The sequence below is a fragment of the Martinezella lusitana genome, from assembly GCF_016901135.1.
Taxonomy (GTDB): domain Bacteria; phylum Pseudomonadota; class Alphaproteobacteria; order Rhizobiales; family Rhizobiaceae; genus Rhizobium; species Rhizobium lusitanum_D.
On sequence record NZ_JAFEVL010000062.1, the window covers coordinates 161,790 to 178,791 of the forward strand.

Genomic DNA, 17,002 nt, shown 5'->3' on the forward strand with positions numbered 1-17,002 from the left:
TCGCTCCAATTGCGGCTCACATCGGCTATGAAATTTTCTCGGCTAAGTGAGGTCGATCGTGCGTGTTCTGCTTGTTGAAGACGACAATATTCTCGGCTCATCGCTCAAGAAGGCCCTGGAAAAACATGCCTACGGCGTCGACTGGATGCGGGACGGCGAATCCGGCCTCGAGGCTGCGCAGCATTCCCACTTTGCGGCGATCGTTCTTGATATCAATCTGCCGCAGCTCGGCGGCATGGAGGTTCTGCGGCGCATCCGGCAGCGTGGCAACGCGGTGCCCGTGCTGCTGTTGACGGCGCTCGATTCCGTGCGTCAGAAGGTTGAGGGGCTGGATGAGGGCGCCGATGACTATCTGGTCAAGCCGTTCGATCTCGACGAGTTGCTTGCCCGGCTGCGCGCGCTGATCCGCCGGCGCGACGGCCGCACCGAAAGCGTCATTCGATGCGGCGATGTGGAGGTCGATCCTTCTGCCATGGTCGCTCGAAAGGACAATGTGCAGGTGCATACCACGGCGAAGGAGTTCCATCTGCTGAAGCTTCTCATGGAGCGCAGCGGCCGCTATGTGACGAAGAACGATATCGAGTATGCGCTTTATGACGCCGAAAACACCGTCGAGAGCAATACGATCGAAGTCACTATCTACAATCTGCGCAAGAAGCTCGGCACCGACTTCATCAAGTCGATCCGCGGTGTCGGCTACATGATCGAGCGATGAACAACTCCACGCTTACCCGCAAGCTGTTTCTCCGGATCGCGCCGGTCGTCGTAGTGACGATCGTCGTGATTGCCGCCTTTGCCTTCAACAGCGCGACCCGCGAGATCAACAATATCTACGATGCCCAGCTGATCGATGATGCGAATGTGATCTGGAGCCTGCTGCGCCGTCCCCTTGAAAGGGCGCCCGACCACGCGGCAAAGCAGATCGACGACATCGACTTCAACATGGACAATCAGCTGGCCTTCAACGAGGACGCCGACGATTATGCCGACGCGCACATGTTTCGCGCCTGGGTCGATGGCAATATCCGCTTCTACAGCAGCACGGCCTTTCTTTCCGATGTGCCGCAACAGAAGGTGGGGTTCACGACCCTGGCATATGGTGGAGAGGAGTGGCGCGTCTATTCGCTGCCGATCCCGAATTCGACCATCGTCATAGAGCTTGGCGAGAAGATCGCGCTTCGTGAAACGCTCGTCTCCAACATTCTGCTCAATCTCTTCTTCCCGCTGCTGATGCTCGTGCCGGTCATCGGCTTCCTCATCTGGCTCGGCATCAACAGCGGCCTGCGTACGATTCACGGGCTGGTGCGGCAGATCCGCACCCGATCGCCGGAGGATCTCTCGGCCATTCCCGTCGAAAGCTTGCCGCGAGATCTCCTGCCGCTCGGCCGGTCGATCAACCAGCTGCTGGAGAAGCTCGGCCAGTCGCTGACGCTTGAGCGGCGCTTTTCCGATCTTGCCGCGCATCAGTTGCGCACGCCCCAGGCCAGCGTGAAACTGTTGCTGCAGATGCTTGGAAACAGCGACAGCGAGAATGAACGGCAGGCGATCGTTGCCGATCTCGTTGCCAGCAACAACCGCGCCATTCATCTGATTGAGCAGCTGCTGCGACTGGCGAGGGTCAGTCATCATCCGCTCAATCCGACGTCGGTGACGCTCTATCATCTGGTGGCGTCGGTGCTTGCCGAATTCGGCAATATCATCACCAGCCGCGAGCTCGACGTGGTGCTGCAGGGAGATGAAACACTGCAGGTCCAGACCGACGAATCGCTGATCCACATGATGATCAGCAACCTCCTGGACAATGCCATCAAATACACGCCCGTCGGCGGCGAGATCAAGGTTTCGATCACGTCGGAAGACGGTTTCGGCCGGATTTCGATCAGTGACAGCGGGCCTGGTATTCCGCCCCAGGAAAGGGAAGCGGTGTTCCAGCGGTTCTATCGGCTGAATACGCTTCACACGGAAGGCGCCGGCCTCGGGCTCGCCATCGTCGCGGATACGGCAGACCGGCTCTCGGCGACAGTCGAGCTTTCAACGCCGCGTCGGGGCAAGGGTCTCCAGGTCGACCTGAGATTGCTCGCAAGCTAAAAATCAACTTCACATCGCTTTTCATTTTCGCATCATTTTCAGCTCATACCCGGCTCATCTGAGGTTGTTAGACGCAACTAGGGATAAGGCGAAAGGGTATTTCATGCAGGTGTTTTGCGATTTTGATGGAACCATATCCATCGAAGACGCGACGGATATGGTGTTGTCCCGTTTCGCCGGTTCCGAGTGGGAAGACATAGAGCAGCTGTGGAAGCAGGGGCTGATCGGCTCCGGCGAGTGCATGCGTCGGCAGATCGCTCTCATTCAGGCAAGCAGGGCGGAACTGGATCGGCTTCTCGACACTGTGTCGATCGACCCGGGTTTCGAAGGCTTCCTGTCGTATTGCCGCGGCGGCGAGATGCCGGTGACCATCGTCAGCGACGGTGTCGATTACTTCATCCGCCGCATTCTGGCGCGTCATGGCATCGACGGCCTGCCGATCGTTGCCAACGTGCTCACCTGTAGCTTCGCCCAGGACCGCGAGTCCTATTCACTGTTCCCGCCGTTCTCGGCAGCCGGCTGCTTATCCGGTTCAGGCGTCTGCAAATGCCGCGTTGTCGATAGCGTCGAGCTGCAGGTCTACATCGGCGATGGGCGAAGCGATTTTTGCGTTTCCGACAAGGTCGACCTCGTTTTCGCAAAGGCCAAGCTTGCCGAGTACTGCGATGAAAACGGCATTCCCTATGTCGCTTTCGAAGATTTTTCCGATCTGCTTCCGAAGATGGAAGCAGTTCTACCCAGCGTCGTACGGCGCCCCCGTGTGCTGCCGCATTCCAAGACAGCATGAATCTGACTGAGAGGCATTGAATGAAAACGAATGTAGCCGAAGCCTTCAGTGGCGACACGCAAGCGCCCGTCCGTTCCGAGGAGGAGTTGCGTGTCCTCGAAGAGACCTACTGCTCGCACGGCGATACGGTCCACTACACGGACAAGCCAAAATTCTTTGAAGAATGCGAAGGCTCCTTTGTCTACGACCGCACAGGAACACCGTTTCTGGATCTGCAGATGTGGTATTCCGCCGTCAATTTCGGCTATCGCAACGAGCGCCTGAACAACGCTGCGCATCGCCAGCTCGACCGGCTGCCGCAGGTCGCATCGCAATATCTGCATCGTGAAAAGGTGGAGCTTGCGGCGATGATCGCCCAGGATGCCGAACTCAAGTTCGGGCACAAGGGCCGCGTTCACTTCAACGTCGGCGGTTCGCAGGCCGTCGAGGATTCGCTGAAGCTGGTGCGCAATTACACCGGCGGCAAGAGCCTGATGTTCGCCTTCGAAGGCGGCTATCACGGCCGCACGCTTGGCGCTTCGGCGATCACCTCGAGCTATCGCTATCGCCGCCGCTACGGTCATTTCGGGGATCGGGCGCAGTTCGTCGAATTTCCCTATCACTTCCGCGGCCCGAAAGGCATGTCGAAGGAAGAATACGGGCACTACTGCGTCCAGAAATTCGCCCGTCTGTTCGAGAGCGAATACAACGGCGTCTGGGATCCGAAGGCCGGCAAGTCGGAATATGCCGCTTTCTATATCGAGCCGATCCAGGGTACGGGCGGCTACGTCATTCCGCCGATGAACTTCTTCGTCGAGCTGAAGAAGGTGCTGGACGAACACGGCATCCTGCTCGTCGTCGACGAAATCCAGATGGGCGTCTACCGCACCGGCAAGCTCTGGTCGATCGAGCATTTCGGTGTCTCGCCCGATATCCTGGTTTTCGGCAAGGCCATCACCAACGGGCTCAATCCGCTTTCCGGCGTATGGGCAAGGGAAGAGATGATCAACCCGACCATCTTCCCGCCCGGCTCGACGCATTCGACATTCGCCAGCAACCCGATGGGGACCGCCGTGGCACTCGAAACGATGAAGATGTTGGAGGAGGAGGATTTCGGCGCGGCCATCATGGCCAAGGGCGCCTATTTCCTCGATGGGCTGAAACAATTGCAGAAGCGCCATGCCATCGTCGGCGAAGTCGACGGGCTGGGCCTCGCCCTGCGGATGGAAATCTGCAAGGACGACAGCTACACGCCCGACAAGGCGACGATGGACTGGCTCTGCGACGAAGGCATGAAGGCCGACCTGCAGGTCGGCGCAAAGATGTACGGCCTCGTGCTTGACGTCGGCGGCTACCACAAGAACGTCATCACCTTCGCGCCCAACCTGCTGATCACCCGCGAAGAGATCGATCTGGCTCTCGCCCTGCTCGATCAGCTTCTAACCCGCGCCGCCCGGAGATAAGACGGTGCAACTCCTGCTTCTTCATCTCGATGATGCGTTGGAGTTGCAGCCTGATTTCGTGCGCGCCTGCAAGTTCGCGGGCGCGTACCAGTATTTCGACAAGAATGCGGGCCGAGAGATTAGGCTCTGGGGCAAGCAGAAAGCACTTGCCGAACTCGGCCGTGAAATCGTCAAGAATACACCCGCGACGGGCAAGGATCCGCAGCTCTGTTTCATGGGATCCGGCGATTTCCATCACATCACGGCGATGCTGCTCGAAGGCGCGTTGGAGCGGCAATCCGGCGCGGCGACGTTGATCCATTTCGACAATCATCCGGATTGGGTGACTTTCGACGGCGGCATGCATTGCGGCTCCTGGGTCAATACCGCCCTTGCCAATCCCCGCATCCAGAAGGTCATCACGATAGGCGTCTGCAGCCACGATCTTCGCAGCCCGGAACGCAAAGGGGCGAACCTGCACTGGCTCGGCGAAGGCAAGCTCGAGCTCTATCCTTACGAACATCCGCCGAGCCGCGTGCTGGCCGACTATGGCAGTGGCGCCAGCTATCGACAGGAAAAAGGCGCATTGCACTGGAAATCGATCTCGGAGATCGGCGAGGAGAATTTCATCGACCGCATGCTCAGCCGTATTCGCACCGAGGCTGTCTATGTGACGATCGACAAGGATGTCCTTGCCGCGGACGACGCCGTCACGAACTGGGATCAGGGCCGCATGCGGCTGCCCTATCTGCTGGCACTGATCAGCGAAATCGGCAGCCGTCATCGCATCATCGGCGCTGACGTCATCGGTGACTATTCCGCTCCGAGCTACGCCGGTAGCCTTAGGACCCAGCTGATGAAGCGAGCCGAGATCTTCATCGATCAGCCGCGCGTCCGGCAGGGAGCTGAAACGACCAGAAACATCAACAGTGCGGCCAATCACGCGCTGCTGGAAGTGCTGGCGGAGTACATGCAATGAGTGGCATCCTGACCCTTCCCATGCTTGGGCTCATACTCTTCTGCGTGCTGGCGGAGACGGCCCGCGAGGTTTGCTTCAAGCAATCGGCCAGCGAGCATACGCTGCTTTCGGCAATGGCGAAGCCGGTTACCTGGCTCGGTATCGTGTTCTGGGCCGTGGAGCTTTTTGCATGGACGGCTGTTCTCGAGCACGTTCCGCTCACCATCGCCTTTCCCCTTATGGCGTTGAGCTATGTCGTCATCGTGTTCGCCGGCGCCGTGATCTTCAAAGAAAATATCAACCTACGCCATGCAACGGGCGTGTTCCTCGTGACCGCCGGCGTGGCCTGTGTGGGAGTTACCGGACTATGAAAATCTTTGCGCACACCAGATGGGATGTGGCGCCGGTTCTGGCTGCCGTCGCGCATCTTGCTTTCGATGTCTATCTGATCGTCGGCTTCGAAAGCCGTCCCCTGTGGCTCTCGGCGGTTCTTGGCTGCCTGTATGCCGTGTCGATCTCCTGGAACATCAACAGCATATCCCACAATTTCATCCATACGCCCTATTTCAAGCCGCGCTGGATGAACTATGCCTTCAGCCTGCTGGAGTCGGTCGCGATCGGCTTCTCGCAGACCTATTATCACTGGGTGCATATGCGCCATCATTCCGGCAACAGCGACCGGCCGGACGAAAAGGGCGATACCATCGATCTGCTGTCGATCTATCGCCACGGCCGTGACGGTCAGCCCGAGAATGTGTGGTCCTACACATTTATGAGCTTCTTCCGCGACAGTCTCGGCGATATCCACAAGGCTATCTCCCGCAACCGCCCGTTCGATGCGGCCTGGGGTCGGTTCGAGCTCTTTTTCTTCCTCGGTCTTGCAGCTGTCGCGCTGCTTTATGACTGGAAGGCGGTGCTGTTCTTCGTGCCGTTCTATTATCTCGGCAATTGCCTGTCGTCCTTGAACGGCTACTACGAACATCTGAACGGCGACCCGGACGAGCCGATCGCCTGGGGCGTTTCCAGCCACAAGTCGTTCTACAACTGGCTGTGGTTCGGCAACGGCTATCATGCCGAACATCATTACCGGCCGCGTACCCACTGGACGAAACTGCCGACGCTACACGAGCAGATCAAGGAAGAGCAGGAAAAAGCCGGTACGCATGTCATCAGCACATGCCACGCACTCGGCTTCATGGCCAAGGAGAACCGGCAGTCGGAGCTCTCTCATGAAAGCTGATGGGTTGAGCTTCTTCATGGAGGGCTCAAATGGAAAAGGCGTGCTTCTTGTACACGGACTGACGGGCGCACCGGCTGAAATGAAGCTGATCGCCCGCCAACTCAATCGCAAGGGTTACAGCATCTATGCACCGTTGCTGGCCGGTCACGGCGTCGATGTCGGCACGCTGCGGCGCACCCGCTGGGAAGATTGGCTCGATAGCGTCGTCGAGGCCTCGGCGTTGCTCGCCACGCGAACGCAGGAGGTTTTTGCCGCCGGCATCTGCGTCGGCGGAAAGCTGGCGCTGCTGGCCGCCGAACAGCAGCCGAAGGCGATCGACGCGGTGGCTATCTATTCGCCCTGCTTTCACTATGACGGCTGGGATGTTCCCTTCTACTATCCGCTATTGTCGTCGCAGATCGGCTGGCTGTCCCGCATTCCCTTCCTCGATCGCCTGAGCTTCAAGGAGACGGCCTCCCTCGGGATCAAGGACCAGCGGATGCGCCGGCTGATCGAAGGCATGGCAGGTGAAGGCATTCTGGAGAAATTCCCCGGCAAGGGGCTGGTCGAGATGCATCGGCTGGGCAAGACCCTCCGCGGCATGCTGCCGGGGATCCAGACACCGACGCTGATCCTCCACGCCGAGGACGACGACCTCAGCAGTCCGAAACACGCACGCTACATCTCCGATCACATCGGCGGCCCGCATGAGCTGAAATGGATCAAGGACAGCTATCACATGATCCATGTGGACCGACAGCATCGGCAGGTAGCGGATTTTACCGCAGATTTCTTCGAGGCGCGCCATGTCGCAGCCGCTGCTTAAAACCGTGCCCAGACCAACGGGCAATCCGGTGGCCGAGGTTCACTTCAGCATCCGTGCGATCGGCCGCGATGCCTGGAACGCTTGTTTTCAGGGGAAGGTCGAGGATTATGATTGCCTGCTTGCCATCGAGGAAGCCGGCATCGAAGGTTTCGAGTGGCGCTATATTACCGTCGTCGAGGACGGGCGCGTGAGCGCCGCCATGCCGGCTTTTCTGTGCCTCTACGCCCTGGACACGACGCTGGAAGAGGGCTTCCTGCGCAGGTCCGTCCGCCGCGTGCAGCGCTATTTCCCGAATTTTCTGAAGCTGCGCCTCGCCTGCCTGGGATCACCCTGCACCGAGACGGGCGCGATCGGCTTTCACCCCGACGTGCCGGACGAGCGCCGTGGCATGCTGTTTGCGGAGATGCTGTCTTTCTTCGAGCAGTTTGCCGTGACGGAAGATTGTGCGCTCGTCGGCCTCAAGGATATTCCGGAACAGGTTTCCGCCGAGCTTGGCGAGCCGCTTTCCGCACATGGCTATGCCTCGATCGGTGGTCTGCCGACGGCCTGGCTCGACATCGATTTCAAGACGATCGACGACTATCTCGCCAAGCTTTCCTCCGGCACCCGCAAGGACATGCGGCGCAAGCTGAAGTCCTTCGAACAGGTCAGGGTCGAGATCCGGACGGATTTCGGCGCGTTCCTGCCCGAGGTGATGGCGCTCTATCACGACACGCGAAACCGCAGCGACTGGCAGTTCGAGGAGCTCACCCCCGAATATTTCGAGGGAGTTCTCACCCGCATGGCCGGCCGTTCCTACTGCGCCTTCTACTTCATCGAGGACAAGCTGCTCGCCGCCAATCTGATCGTGCATGGTGAACATGTCGCCATCGACAAGTTCTTCTGCATGGATGGCGAAAAGGGCCGGCCGTACAATCTCTATTTCCTGAGCTGGTTCACGAACCTGCGCTATTGCCTGGATCATGGCATAAGCCGCTATCAAAGCGGCCAGGCCTATTATGAGAACAAGATCAGGCTCGGCAGCAAGCTGACGCCCAACGCCATGTTCTTTCGCCATCGCAATCCCTTCCTTCAGAGACTGCTGCGGCTGGTGTCGCCGCTGTTCTCGACAGATGAGGCAGGTGCGTGATGCCGATGCGTTTTTCCTGGCTTGCCGTGCCGGTGCTCAACACGCTGTTCCAGTTCTTCATCAAGCATGGGGCGGAGCAATTGGGCGATGGCGGCGCAGAGGCGTGGCTGTGGCAGGCGCTCTCCTCCTACTGGATATTGGCGGCGATCGCGGTCGAAATCGCCTGCTTCTTCATCTGGATGAATGTGCTTGCCGAACTCGATCTCAGCCGGGCCTTTCCGCTTTCGGGCATCAGCTACGTGCTGATCATCGCGACCGGCTGGTTCGTCTTCGGCGAGCGGATCGTCGCCCTGCAGGTGATCGGCAGCGGCTTGATCCTGACGGGTGTCTGGCTGATCGCGAGCGCCAACGTGGAAGCCGAGGATGATGGCGACTGGAACGCGAAGCGCGCCGCACCGCGCACCGTTGCCGGCAAGGATAGATGATGTCCAACCTGCAAGCTGAAAATCGCCCCAAAGGCAAGGGGTTTGCCGTTTTCTCCAGCCTTGCGGACTGGTGCCTGAAACGCGCTCTTTCATCCATCGTCACGCGCGGTGCGCTGACCGTGACGACCGCAAGCGGCCGTGTCTTCACATTCGGCGATGGCACCGGCGAAGCGGTGCATGTCCGTTTCACCGATAACCGGGCGCAATGGGCACTCCTGATCGATGCCGATAAGAGGCTTGGCGAGCTCTACATGGACGGCCGGTTTATCGTCGAGCAGGGCTCCCTCTACGACTTCGTCGCCATGATGCTGCGGGAGGCGCAGAACAGCACCCACCCGGTGATCGCGCGCGTCATCGATCATGCCCGAACCAAGCTGCGAATATTCCGTCATCGCAACCTTCCGGGTCGTTCAAGGGCGAATGTCGCGCATCACTACGATCTCGACGGCCGGCTCTACGAACTCTTCCTCGACCCGGACCGGCAGTATTCCTGCGCTTATTTCGAGCATGCCGACCAGTCTCTCGAAGAGGCGCAGATCGCCAAGAAAAGGCATCTGGCCGCCAAGCTTGTGATCGAGCCGGACAACAGCATTCTCGATATCGGCTGCGGCTGGGGCGGCCTTGCGCTGCACCTGGCCGAACATGCGCCTGGAGGTTACGTGCTCGGTGTGACGCTGTCCGAAGAGCAGCACGCCTACGCCTCCAAGCGCGTGGCCGACACGGCTGGCGGAACGCCGGCGGAAGTTCAATTCGCGCTGAGAGACTATCGCAGCCTGACCGGCCGCTTCGACAGGATCGTCTCGGTCGGCATGTTCGAGCATGTCGGTCTCGCGTCCTACCGCACCTTCTTCCGCAAGTGTGCAGAATTGCTTGAGGATGACGGCATCATGGTGCTTCACACCATCGGCTGCTCGGCGACGCCCGGCTTCACCACGCCGTGGCTCGACAAATACATCTTCCCTGGCGGCTATATTCCGGCACTTTCGGAAATCGTGCCGGAAATTGAGGCGGCCGGGCTTGCGATCACCGATGTCGAGGTGTTGCGCCTGCACTATGCGAAGACGCTCGAAAGCTGGCGGGCGCGTTTCTTGGCGCGCTGGCCCGAGGCCGCGCAGCTTTACGACGAGCGCTTCTGCCGCATGTGGGAATATTATCTTTCGACGGCGGAGGCTGCCTTCCGCTATGAAGATCTCGTCGTCTTCCAGATCCAGATGGCCAAGCGCAACGACGTCATTCCGCTCACGCGAAACTACATCGCTGATCACGAAGTGCGCAGCGCCTCAAAAATCGATGTTGAAGGTTCTGTTGAGGGTAAAGCCGATAATATTCTGATCGGGTGAGCCGAACTGCGAGGTGATCGGGCTGTCGGCAGCATCGCCCACCAGACGGTTATATTTCTCGTAGACCTGCACGCTCCACGCGGGCGAGACCGTATAGGTAGCAGCCACCGTGAAACCGACAGATTTCAGGCCGGCACCGGCGTCGAAGGCGCTGACATGACCGTTCCTCGCGGCTTGACCCGCTGAGATGCCAAAGTTGCTGCGCATGTAGATGGAGTTTGCCAGTGATAGGCGAGGCCCGGCGGACAGGAGCCATTTGTCGCCAACGGGCTGAAACCAATCGAGCCCCAGATCACCGACCAGGCCGTCGCCGCCCCAAAGGGACTGGCGCACTTCCGTCCGAAACCGAAGCTGATTTTCCATCAACCAATATTGTGCGAAGCCGCCGGCATCGAAATTCCAGCGCACCCTGCGCTGGCTCTGCAGGTGCAGATTATTGAGGTCCAGGCGGTCATCTCTCAAGCCAACCACGGGACCAATTTCGAGACCGCCGAGGTCGAAGAGAGTATAGTCGAAGTTGTCGTCCGGGGCGCTGTATTCCGGGGCTTCACCAAGGCGATGGAAATCGAAAGAGGGCAAGGCGCTGAAGGAATGATGCTTCGATCCTTCGTAGTTGGGGCCATACTCCACGGTGGCTCCGAGCGTCACAACCCAAGTGTCGGATGAGGACTTTGTGGTGTCCTGCGCCATGGACGATGTTGGAAACGCACCGATTGCGGACGCTATCAGAAGACCCATTCCGGCCATTGTCGGCAACCGGGCAGGGAAAGATGTCCCAACACTTAACACTCTGACAACACCCGATCCCTGATCGCCCTTGCGGCACTACTATCACAGCTCAAGGTTCCGAAAATAGCAAAAATTTTTAGCGCAAACATTACGCCCGGCTGACGGCTGGAACGTTTTGCACCGTTTGCGGAAGATTGATCGCGGTGATGGGAGGCTTCCTTCTGTCCCTGGAGACGACGGAGGGTGTCGATGTTGTCGCATTCACTTGCTGGCAATCGAGATGCTCTCCGTCATAGACGAGTGAATCCTCTGCTGCCGTCAATGATCGCAAAGGATGCAGGTGAGAATAGAGATGTAACATTTCATGAACCTGAAACCCCCAAGCCCAAGCGCGGCCTGATTGTTCGTTCATTGCAGTTGGACCGTGCCGATTTTATCACTAGATAGCGAATGTCCTCATTTCGGACAGAGCTTCGGGCGACGACAGATCCCTTCCTGGCGTGGAAGGGGCGACATGAAGATATGGCAGGCAGGCGATAGGACATGAACGATCAAGGATCTCGCAAACCGGGCATTACGGGGTGGTTAAGCCGCAACGAGCCCCTGTTGCTTGTAATGTTCGCCGCCCTTTCAGGCGGAGTTCTTCTGTTCGTCTATCTGACGGGCGAGGTTCTCGAGGGAAGTACAAGGGGATTTGACGAGGCGATCTTGCTGGCGCTTCGCCAGCCTAGTGACCTGTCTACTCCCATAGGGCCGAGCTGGCTGACCCATGCCGTCAAGGACATTACAAGTCTCGGCGGCACCACCGTCCTCGCGATGATGACGGTCCTGGTGACGGTCTATCTGTTGCTCGACCGGCGGCGCGCCATTGCCATCTTCGTATTAGCTTCGGTGCTTGGCGGATGGGCGCTGAGCACGACGTTGAAGCTCGGCGTTGCGCGGCCACGGCCGGATATCGTGCCGCATCTGGTCGAGGTTCATGATCTGAGCTTCCCGAGCGGCCATGCGATGGTATCGGCGGTTACCTATCTGACGCTTGCAGCGCTCATTTCCGGTACGCGACGCTATCGCTCGACGCGCATCTTCACCGTCGCGGTCGGCATCCTGCTGACATTGATGATCGGCGCGAGCCGGGTCTATCTCGGCGTGCACTATCCGACTGATGTTCTCGGCGGCTGGTGCGCCGGGGCAACCTGGGCGCTCGGCTGCTGGATCATCGCCCGCCGCTACATCTCGCCATCCCGAGGCACCGAAGGTTCGGCGCGGATCGACGCCAGCTCGGTTAATTAAGGTGATGGCATCAGGCCGGAGGCGATCCCTCGCGCAGCATCAGCACTGGACCTCCAGCCTCGTTGCCACGAGGAGCGAGTAGTCCGTGCCCTTCGGATCACTGAAGAACATGCTGGTGAGGGCTGCCTGGTTCTCCGCCATGACTTCCTTGGGGTTGGGCCTCACAACCTTGCTCTTGCAGCGGCCGGAGGCTGTTCCCGAGAGGGTCATATCGTTGTCTGTGGCGAAATCGACCGCCGTGTAGAGCGTCTTGTCATAAATCCCGAAGATCGTGGTACCCTTGAGGAAGGTCTTCTGCTCGGGCTTCAATGAAAAGGTAAGGGTCAGCGAACCGTCCTTGTAGTCGGCCTGGATCGCATCGGGCTTGGCCATCGGTATCGCTTTGCCGTTGCTGGTGACATTCGTATAATAGCCGTACTGCGCAAGCGAATCCCTGACCGTCTTGCCGACGGCCTTGAGTTCGCTCGCGGTGAGCGTCTGGTCGCCAGCCTTGTCGTAATCCATGAGGACCGAGGAGGAAAACACCTCATCGAAGCTCCAGAGGTTGCGCAGCTCGCTGATCGAGCCGTCGGGCGCCGCAACGACCTCGAACTTGGCATCGATGAATATATGCGGATGGGCAAGGGCGGGCACGGGCAGAAGCGACAGCATCGCGATCAGCAGGGGCGTCTTTCTTTTCATGCGAACAATACCGCGTTCCATCCGTCAGTTCGATGTACAGACCTGAACGTCAATTGAGACTGATTTGAGACCCGCATCCCCTAGTGGCTCAAGGGACGATCGGCAAGAGGCGAAGCATGCCTGCCGTCACAGCACCAAGCGAGATAGTCATTGACTCCTATCCCCGGCGTGAGGATGTAAAGCATCATGTCCGGATATGTGTGTATGCCTCAATCCCAAACGTTTCTGCGGCACCATGCCACTAGAAGGGCAATCACGCCCATCAAGTGTGCGTTGAGCCGGGACCGCCATGGTCGCTATCTTGGAAACGCCATCGGCGCGTTTCCGGGAGGTCGACGTCGGTCGATCGCCGAGCCAAACACAACCGCCGCTTGTCTTTGACCGATGGCCGAACTTGCTGTCTACCTCAGTTTGTTCATGGCCGCTTTTGCGGCGGCCACCATCCTGCCGATGCAGTCTGAGGCTGCCTAGTCGGCTTGCTGCTGACGGAAGAATATGCAGCCCCTGTATTCGTGGCCGTCGCCAGCGTCGGCAACGTCCTCGGCTCGTTGCTCAACTGGATATTCGGTCGCGGCATAGAGCGTTTCCGCTCGCGGCGATGGTTCCCCGTTGGCGAACAGGCGATGGACCGGGCGCAGGAGTTGTACCGACGCTATGGACGATGGTCGCTGCTGGCAAGTTGGCTGCCGATCGTTGGTGATCCGATCACCGTTGCCGCCGGCGTCTTGCGTGAGCCGCTGCCGACATTCCTGTTGCTGGTGACCGTCGCGAAGGTCGGGCGGTATATTGCAATCGCCGCCGCGACGACGAGCTTGGTGTGATGATGTCACTCATATGGGGCACCTGACCTGAATAGGGCGCAAGTTCCATAATTTGGGCTCAGCTTGAGATCCTCCGTAATCGACCAATTCCTTCACAGCGAAGGCATTGCGAAAAGATGGATTGCCTCCTCGCGATCAGGTCAAGATCGCCACCAAGTTCGGTTGGGACGTCGATCCGGATACGGGCATCAAGAGTGGCAATGTCAACAGCAGGCCGGGGAAGAGCGTATCCATCGGCCTGCGTGACCGGGCGCATCGATCATGATCCGTGGCTGTTGGTATCAACTATCGCAGATACGACGAATCGAAATCAGCCAAACGCTCCAGCCTCTTGGCGTCGAGGAGTTCCACCGATCCTTCATGAAACGTCATTGCGTTCAACTCGCGTAATTGCCTGAGAACGCGATTGAAATGGACTGCGGTCAAACCCAGTGCATCGGCGATCAGTGACTGAGTTAGGGGACATTGATATGCCGTCTTCGTCCCTAAACCCACGAGACTCAGTCGCGAGCCCAGTTCAAGGAAGAAATGGGCCACCCTATCGATGGGTCGGCGCCGGCCGACGTCAACCAGATGCTGGACGACAATAGCCTCGTCCCTCAATGTCGACCAGAGTATCGACATGGCAAGACGGCCATTGCCATCAAACGCTTCAAGCAGGTCCTGGAGGTTTATCTCTCCGACCTCGACGCGTGTTATGGCGCAAAGGCTATCATCGGAATTGGGAAGCAGAAGCCGCCGAATGCCAATGAGATCGCCCGGAACGTAGAAATTGATGACCTGCCGTGTCCCATTGCGCATAAGCTTATAGGAGCACGCCCAACCCGAGCAGAGGATATATGCATTTTGGAGCTGCTGCCCCTCGTGGATGATGTCGCATCCCTTCGTAAAGACGCGCTTGCGGATTTCGAGCGAGTCCAAGGCCGCCTTGTCTTCAGGCAAGAAGGCGATATGCGTGTCAAGGTTACGCGCGTTCGTGCTTGTCGGGAGGGGAAGAGGTCTCGTTTTGGCCCCGAGCAGGGATAGATCATGTGGCATGAAGATGCTTTCAAGGTTCGATCGGTACACAACCCCCTGCCGCAGATATTGTACCGGAACGTTCCACTCACAAGTTTAACCCAGATTAACAAATGGTAGGGAAACGAAGGATCGTCGCATGTCAAATGGCATGGATTCTTCAAGATTTGCAAGGTGTTAGAAGCCTAAGCGTCCGTTCTGCCGTTCCTCACCGATCATGCACTTCTTAGTGAAACAGACGTGATTGGCGCCCACCGCAAGTGCTGCGGCTGTGTATCGGGGTGGCAAACGAATTGAGGCTGACGCCGCGCGCGGCGGAAAAATTCCAATGCATTGATTGAGATCATATCGAGGCCGCACGGAACAGCTCATGACTGGAGCGTGCACAAGTTTCTACTAACCGGTGCACTTTCGGAAACTTGAAACCATGCCCGTTCAAGAAAACCGGCAACAGCTCCTAATGGAGATTGAGATGTTCAGAATGCCCAAACCAACCATTGTCCTCGCCCTCGTGGGAACGAGTCTCGCGGCTCTCGCGGCTTCATCTGTTCCTAGCTTTGCCGCACCCACCACCTGCGCCGGAGACCTTCGGCTCACGAGAATGGAGTTGCGCGACACCCCGGACGGTCAACACAAGAATGAAGCCATGGGACTCTATTCCTCGGCGATCAACGCGTACGACAATGGGCAGCAGAGACAATGCCTGGGAGACCTAAATAAGGCCGGTACCGTACTTGCCTCCACCTCCATGTACCCCTTTGATCCAGGCAATGTTGGTGTGGTGGACCCGCCCTCAAATGCGGGACACCACCAAGGCGAACATGATCATGACCACGACCATGGCCATGATCATGGCCACGGGCGTGGCTAGACCCGTATCGCCAAATAGGACGAACGAATAGGTGGGACACGGCCCGCAACGCGAGTTGCGGGCCGTGTCTTACCGAGGTCTGGCTACGCAAAGCACTGGATACGACAGGCCGTTCCGACACAAATGAGTTGCCAGTGATTTCCGCTTGGTCCACAAGCGTTACAGGATTATCGGAAGGCGGTTATGCGGTATCTGAGGACAGGGCCGCGGCGGGCACAGGTTCCCCTCACGGACATCAAACGCGCTAAGACGGTCGGTCTGCGTTCCGGCGAAATCGCCGACCGAAATATCCGCGTCATCCTGGAAGCGATAAGGCGTCATGGTCCGCTGACGCGGCTTGAGCTCGGGCAGCATTGCGGACTGAGCGGCCCGGGAATCACCAACATATTGCGCAGGCTCGCTGATGATGGCCTGATCAGTTCCAACAGGCGCAACAATGGTGTTGGAGGCGCGTCCTCCGCCGAGTTCGCCTTGCGGCCGGAAGGGGCTTTTTCGATAGGCATCCGCCTGCGCCCATCGCACGGCGAAATCGTCCTGATCGATCTTAGCGGCCAGGTGCATGAGCGCCGGACATTCAGCGTGACGGACGCAGCCGTCGATACCGCAAAGGCTGCCGTTGACGATCTCATGCAAGGCGAAGCAAGGTCCTTGCGGATCTTCGGGCTCGGCATCGCCGCGAACGGCTGGACCGACGAGCAGACCGACCGGCTCGCCGCCATGCTGACGCTGCCACGCATATTCGCCGAGAACGAATGCACGGCCGCCCTCCTTGCGGAGCGCACGATGGGCAATGCCGTGCCGCTGGACGCGCTGGCGATGATCATCATCGACGAAGACGTCCAGGCTGGCTACCTCATCCGCGGAATACCCTTTTCAGGCGTTCATGGCAGAGCCGGCAGCATCGGCGAAATGCACACCGGCGCCGACAACGTTCCCCTCGATGGCGCTGTCGGTTTCGGCGCCTTGAGGGCGATGTTGAGCCAAGAGGACTTCGAACGCATGCGCGAGGGATACGAACTACCGAGATCGCCGGCGCTCGACAAATGGGTTCGCAGCGCGGCCGGCCATCTCCTCGACCCGATCCTTGCCATTGCCGGCTTCATTGCGCCCAGCACGATCATGATCGGAGGGGATTTGCCGCGCGGCCTCATCGAATCCCTCATTCATCAACTATCGATCGAACGCCGGGATACCACTGTCCGCCCGTTTTTGACCCCCTGGATTTCTCCGATGAAACCCGCGAGTTTCAGTGGCGGCGGTATCGCACTGGGCGCCGCCCTTTTGCCCTTCCTCGACGCATTGCTGCCGCCGCCAGCGGCAGGCTAGGGCAGACGAAATTGAAGAACGAGAGCGTGGTGACCACTCGAACAAAAGACCATCACGCTCCCGTGGTTACACGC

Annotated in this window: 18 protein-coding genes and 1 pseudogene; 16 read left to right on the top strand and 3 right to left on the bottom strand. The window is 58.8% G+C overall.

From position 1 onward, the window contains the following. Positions 1-58: 58 nt before the first annotated feature. The 11 genes from JTP94_RS27170 to JTP94_RS27220 all read left to right on the top strand — a co-directional run bounded on the left by JTP94_RS27170 (position 59) and on the right by JTP94_RS27220 (position 10,193). Positions 59-715, top strand: coding sequence for a response regulator transcription factor (locus JTP94_RS27170; protein ID WP_204853510.1), 657 nt, complete (start codon positions 59-61; stop codon positions 713-715). Then, positions 712-2,088, top strand: coding sequence for a HAMP domain-containing sensor histidine kinase (locus JTP94_RS27175; protein ID WP_204853511.1), 1,377 nt, complete (start codon positions 712-714; stop codon positions 2,086-2,088). The genes JTP94_RS27170 and JTP94_RS27175 overlap by 4 nt, the downstream gene beginning before the upstream one ends. 103 nt (positions 2,089-2,191) lie before the next feature. Then, on the top strand, positions 2,192-2,875 hold the full coding sequence (locus tag JTP94_RS27180; RefSeq protein WP_204853512.1) for an MtnX-like HAD-IB family phosphatase: 684 nt from the start codon (positions 2,192-2,194) through the stop codon (positions 2,873-2,875). A 20-nt stretch (positions 2,876-2,895) separates the two neighbouring features. Beyond that, complete coding sequence (locus tag JTP94_RS27185; protein WP_204853513.1) at positions 2,896-4,317, top strand: aspartate aminotransferase family protein; 1,422 nt, start codon at positions 2,896-2,898, stop codon at positions 4,315-4,317. A 4-nt stretch (positions 4,318-4,321) separates the two neighbouring features. Continuing rightward, complete coding sequence (locus JTP94_RS27190; protein ID WP_204853514.1) at positions 4,322-5,275, top strand: arginase family protein; 954 nt, start codon at positions 4,322-4,324, stop codon at positions 5,273-5,275. Beyond that, positions 5,272-5,625 carry an EamA family transporter gene (locus tag JTP94_RS27195; RefSeq protein WP_204853515.1) on the top strand — a complete coding sequence of 118 codons (354 nt, stop codon included), beginning with the start codon at positions 5,272-5,274 and terminating at the stop codon, positions 5,623-5,625. The genes JTP94_RS27190 and JTP94_RS27195 overlap by 4 nt, the downstream gene beginning before the upstream one ends. Then, positions 5,622-6,494 (top strand): fatty acid desaturase, encoded by an 873-nt coding sequence (locus JTP94_RS27200; RefSeq protein WP_204853516.1) that lies wholly within the window; start codon positions 5,622-5,624, stop codon positions 6,492-6,494. The genes JTP94_RS27195 and JTP94_RS27200 overlap by 4 nt, the downstream gene beginning before the upstream one ends. Then, complete coding sequence (locus JTP94_RS27205) at positions 6,484-7,299, top strand: carboxylesterase (protein ID WP_204853517.1); 816 nt, start codon at positions 6,484-6,486, stop codon at positions 7,297-7,299. Before JTP94_RS27200 ends, JTP94_RS27205 begins: the two co-directional genes overlap by 11 nt. After that, positions 7,280-8,428 (top strand): GNAT family N-acetyltransferase, encoded by a 1,149-nt coding sequence (locus tag JTP94_RS27210; protein ID WP_204853518.1) that lies wholly within the window; start codon positions 7,280-7,282, stop codon positions 8,426-8,428. Before JTP94_RS27205 ends, JTP94_RS27210 begins: the two co-directional genes overlap by 20 nt. Beyond that, positions 8,428-8,853 (top strand): EamA family transporter, encoded by a 426-nt coding sequence (locus JTP94_RS27215; protein ID WP_204853519.1) that lies wholly within the window; start codon positions 8,428-8,430, stop codon positions 8,851-8,853. Before JTP94_RS27210 ends, JTP94_RS27215 begins: the two co-directional genes overlap by 1 nt. After that, positions 8,853-10,193, top strand: a complete 1,341-nt coding sequence (locus JTP94_RS27220) for a cyclopropane-fatty-acyl-phospholipid synthase family protein (RefSeq protein WP_204853520.1) — start codon at positions 8,853-8,855, stop codon at positions 10,191-10,193. Before JTP94_RS27215 ends, JTP94_RS27220 begins: the two co-directional genes overlap by 1 nt. Here the strand turns inward: JTP94_RS27220 and JTP94_RS27225 are convergent. Next, positions 10,134-10,931, bottom strand: a complete 798-nt coding sequence (locus JTP94_RS27225; RefSeq protein ID WP_246755373.1) for a MipA/OmpV family protein — start codon at positions 10,929-10,931, stop codon at positions 10,134-10,136. The two genes, JTP94_RS27220 and JTP94_RS27225, sit on opposite strands and share 60 nt — an antisense overlap. Before the next feature lie 534 nt (positions 10,932-11,465). Between JTP94_RS27225 and JTP94_RS27230 the strand changes: the two genes are divergently transcribed. Continuing rightward, positions 11,466-12,212, top strand: coding sequence for a phosphatase PAP2 family protein (locus tag JTP94_RS27230; protein ID WP_204853522.1), 747 nt, complete (start codon positions 11,466-11,468; stop codon positions 12,210-12,212). Positions 12,213-12,251: 39 nt separating this feature from the next. On the opposite strand, the gene JTP94_RS27235 is transcribed toward JTP94_RS27230, so the two are convergent. Continuing rightward, positions 12,252-12,893, bottom strand: coding sequence for a DUF1007 family protein (locus JTP94_RS27235; protein WP_204853523.1), 642 nt, complete (start codon positions 12,891-12,893; stop codon positions 12,252-12,254). 384 nt (positions 12,894-13,277) lie between these two features. On the opposite strand from JTP94_RS27235, the pseudogene JTP94_RS27240 reads away from it, so the two are divergent. Continuing rightward, positions 13,278-13,714, top strand: a pseudogene (locus tag JTP94_RS27240) (YqaA family protein). Positions 13,715-13,835: 121 nt separating this feature from the next. Further along, positions 13,836-13,979, top strand: a complete 144-nt coding sequence (locus JTP94_RS27245; protein ID WP_204853524.1) for a hypothetical protein — start codon at positions 13,836-13,838, stop codon at positions 13,977-13,979. Between the two features lie 20 nt (positions 13,980-13,999). On the opposite strand, the gene JTP94_RS27250 is transcribed toward JTP94_RS27245, so the two are convergent. Then, positions 14,000-14,656 carry a Crp/Fnr family transcriptional regulator gene (locus JTP94_RS27250; RefSeq protein ID WP_246755375.1) on the bottom strand — a complete coding sequence of 219 codons (657 nt, stop codon included), beginning with the start codon at positions 14,654-14,656 and terminating at the stop codon, positions 14,000-14,002. A 502-nt stretch (positions 14,657-15,158) separates the two neighbouring features. Between JTP94_RS27250 and JTP94_RS27255 the strand changes: the two genes are divergently transcribed. Further along, the gene (locus JTP94_RS27255) at positions 15,159-15,602 is read left to right on the top strand and encodes a hypothetical protein (protein WP_246755376.1); all 444 of its coding nucleotides are present in this window, start codon (positions 15,159-15,161) and stop codon (positions 15,600-15,602) included. Between the two features lie 183 nt (positions 15,603-15,785). Next, a complete protein-coding gene (locus tag JTP94_RS27260) occupies positions 15,786-16,928 on the top strand; it encodes an ROK family transcriptional regulator (RefSeq protein WP_204853526.1) in 1,143 nt (380 codons plus the stop codon). Positions 16,929-17,002: the final 74 nt, after the last annotated feature.

Bases quoted from the DNA above. Each gene is read 5' to 3' on its own strand.
- JTP94_RS27215 (WP_204853519.1), top strand. From the start codon at position 8,428: ATGCCGATGCGTTTTTCCTGGCTTGCCGTGCCGGTGCTCAACACGCTG.
- JTP94_RS27235 (WP_204853523.1), bottom strand. From the start codon at position 12,893: ATGAAAAGAAAGACGCCCCTGCTGATCGCGATGCTGTCGCTTCTGCCC.
- JTP94_RS27180 (WP_204853512.1), top strand. From the start codon at position 2,192: ATGCAGGTGTTTTGCGATTTTGATGGAACCATATCCATCGAAGACGCG.
- JTP94_RS27260 (WP_204853526.1), top strand. From the start codon at position 15,786: ATGCGGTATCTGAGGACAGGGCCGCGGCGGGCACAGGTTCCCCTCACG.
- JTP94_RS27195 (WP_204853515.1), top strand. From the start codon at position 5,272: ATGAGTGGCATCCTGACCCTTCCCATGCTTGGGCTCATACTCTTCTGC.
- JTP94_RS27205 (WP_204853517.1), top strand. From the start codon at position 6,484: ATGAAAGCTGATGGGTTGAGCTTCTTCATGGAGGGCTCAAATGGAAAA.
- JTP94_RS27255 (WP_246755376.1), top strand. From the start codon at position 15,159: ATGCCCGTTCAAGAAAACCGGCAACAGCTCCTAATGGAGATTGAGATG.
- JTP94_RS27185 (WP_204853513.1), top strand. From the start codon at position 2,896: ATGAAAACGAATGTAGCCGAAGCCTTCAGTGGCGACACGCAAGCGCCC.
- JTP94_RS27230 (WP_204853522.1), top strand. From the start codon at position 11,466: ATGAACGATCAAGGATCTCGCAAACCGGGCATTACGGGGTGGTTAAGC.
- JTP94_RS27210 (WP_204853518.1), top strand. From the start codon at position 7,280: ATGTCGCAGCCGCTGCTTAAAACCGTGCCCAGACCAACGGGCAATCCG.
- JTP94_RS27225 (WP_246755373.1), bottom strand. From the start codon at position 10,931: ATGGGTCTTCTGATAGCGTCCGCAATCGGTGCGTTTCCAACATCGTCC.
- JTP94_RS27200 (WP_204853516.1), top strand. From the start codon at position 5,622: ATGAAAATCTTTGCGCACACCAGATGGGATGTGGCGCCGGTTCTGGCT.
- JTP94_RS27175 (WP_204853511.1), top strand. From the start codon at position 712: ATGAACAACTCCACGCTTACCCGCAAGCTGTTTCTCCGGATCGCGCCG.
- JTP94_RS27220 (WP_204853520.1), top strand. From the start codon at position 8,853: ATGTCCAACCTGCAAGCTGAAAATCGCCCCAAAGGCAAGGGGTTTGCC.